Annotated in this window: 2 protein-coding genes; both read right to left on the bottom strand. The window is 56.4% G+C overall.

Going from position 1 to position 1,999, the window contains the following annotated elements; genetic code table 11:
- Positions 1 to 355: 355 nt before the first annotated feature.
- A complete protein-coding gene (locus QTI66_RS39400) occupies positions 356 to 1,393 on the bottom strand; it encodes an IS110 family RNA-guided transposase (RefSeq protein WP_286565816.1) in 1,038 nt (345 codons plus the stop codon).
- Positions 1,394 to 1,555: 162 nt separating this feature from the next.
- Positions 1,556 to 1,933, bottom strand: a complete 378-nt coding sequence (locus tag QTI66_RS39875) for an OmpA family protein (RefSeq protein WP_353506301.1) — start codon at positions 1,931 to 1,933, stop codon at positions 1,556 to 1,558.
- Positions 1,934 to 1,999: the final 66 nt, after the last annotated feature.

A 1,999-nucleotide genomic window follows, 5' to 3' on the forward strand; every position in this document is an offset into this window, starting at 1 on the left:
GGCGCTGTGGCTGCGGGATATCGGTGACACATTTCCTTCGCAGCCACGCCGACCGACGCCAGTGAGGCAAATTTGCTTCGCGGACCGCGCCGTGCGAGGCTGGATGCGGCGCTGCGGCCGGCAGGGCAGTCCCGAAGAGGCGCAGTGACACATTTACCTGCGCAGGAGTGTCAGATTCGCTTTCTTCTACGGATCCCCAACACCTCAACGCGCTCATAGGCGCTGCGTAGTAAGCGGGCTCTACCGGTTCACGGCCTGACCATTCTTGCCATCACTTCATGATCGCCTGAAGCAATCGGTGTCGTAAATCTCCTTGCGTTCCTCGGATCTTCGAATTCGGTCGACCTCGCCTGAACTACGCGTTCAACGTGGCGGGCCTATAGTCGATTTGGAACCTACGGTCGTGCCTGAGCAGTGCCCACACGATGCGCGCGTTCTTGTTGGCCAACGCGACGGTGGCCACGTTTTTGTTTCGCCGTGCGAGCAGGCCGCCGATCCACCCATCGATTTGATTCTTCTTTCGCTGAGCGGCATTGATGACGGCGCGTGCACCGTGAATCAGCAATGTGCGCAGGTGAGTATCTCCGCGCTTGCTGATGCCCAGCAGAACGTTCTTGCCGCCGCTGGAATGCTGTCGGGGTACCAGGCCTAACCAGGCCGAGAGCTGCCGTGCGTTGTCGAAGTTCTTCGCATCGCCCACAGTCGCAACCAACGCGCTGGCAGTGATGGGTCCGATGCCCGGGACCTTGGCCAGTTTGCTGCTGATCTGGTGATTCCGATGCCAGGCAATGATCTGTACCTCGATTTCGGCGGCTTCACGGTGGAGGTCCTTCAATTGTTCAAGCAAGCGCTGCACGAGCAATCGGAATGAGCCAGGCAACTCGTTGGAGGCATCTTCGATCAACTCCGGCACCTGCCGCGCAAGGTTGCCAAGACCGTTCGGCACGACCAAACCAAATTCACCCAGCAGGCCGCGGATCTGGTTGCCTTGCGCAGTACGTGCCTTCACGAATCCTTGTCGTGCGCGGTGCAGCGCAAGCACGGCCTGTTGCTCGGCATTCTTGATCGGCACGAATCTCATGTTGGGCCGTGTGACCGCCTCGCAGATCGCCTCGGCATCGGCCGCATCGTTCTTGTTCGTCTTCACGTAGGGTTTGACAAACTGTGGAGCCATGAGTCGAACCGTGTGGCCCAGCGCCTGCAGTTGGCGCGCCCAGTGGTGAGCACTGCCGCAGGCTTCCATGCCAATCAGGCACTGCTCCATATTGGCGAAGAACTCGAGGACCTGATTGCGCTTTAGCTGCCTCTTGAGCACGGCCTTCCCGCTCTCGTTCACGCCGTGGACTTGCAGCACGTTCTTTGCCAAATCGATACCAACTGTCGCGATCTTCATGACGGACGCTCCTTCAAGGGTTCAGGCGGTTGAGTAACGCTTCAACTGTGGCACATCCAATGTCGCCGCTCGGCTGTTAGGTGGGGGCGTCCATTCCATTACCTCACGCCACGCCATTTGCGCAAATCCATCTTTTCTGCATTCGCAGCAGGAGCTCAGTGTTTAAGGTGTTATAACTATTTCTACCCGCCGATTCTTCTTGCGTCCCTCTTCTGTTTGATTGCTTGATATTGGGCGCAATTTTCCATAGCCTTTAGTCTCCATTGATATACTGGCTAGCCTCCCACTTGACTTGAAGAAAGCCTCTACAGCAGCTGCGCGGGATTCGGAGAGGGTCATGTTGTAATCTGGAGGGCCAACATTATCTGTGTGCCCTCCGATCAATATCTTTGTGGCAGAGAACCGCTCGATTTGCAAGATTGTCTTGCTTAGCATTTCTTTGGCTTCGTGCTTAAGCGTACTCTGATTGAAGTCAAACAATACGGAAGCGTCTAATCTGAAGTTCCCTGAAGCGAAGAACGAGATTCCCTTGTGACTCAAGCACTTGCTTGAGTTGGTGAGGGAGTTTTCTGTCTACGGCTTGATGTTTTGCACGAGCGCGAGGGC

This window comes from Variovorax brevis (assembly GCF_030317105.1).
GTDB lineage: Bacteria > Pseudomonadota > Gammaproteobacteria > Burkholderiales > Burkholderiaceae_C > Variovorax > Variovorax brevis.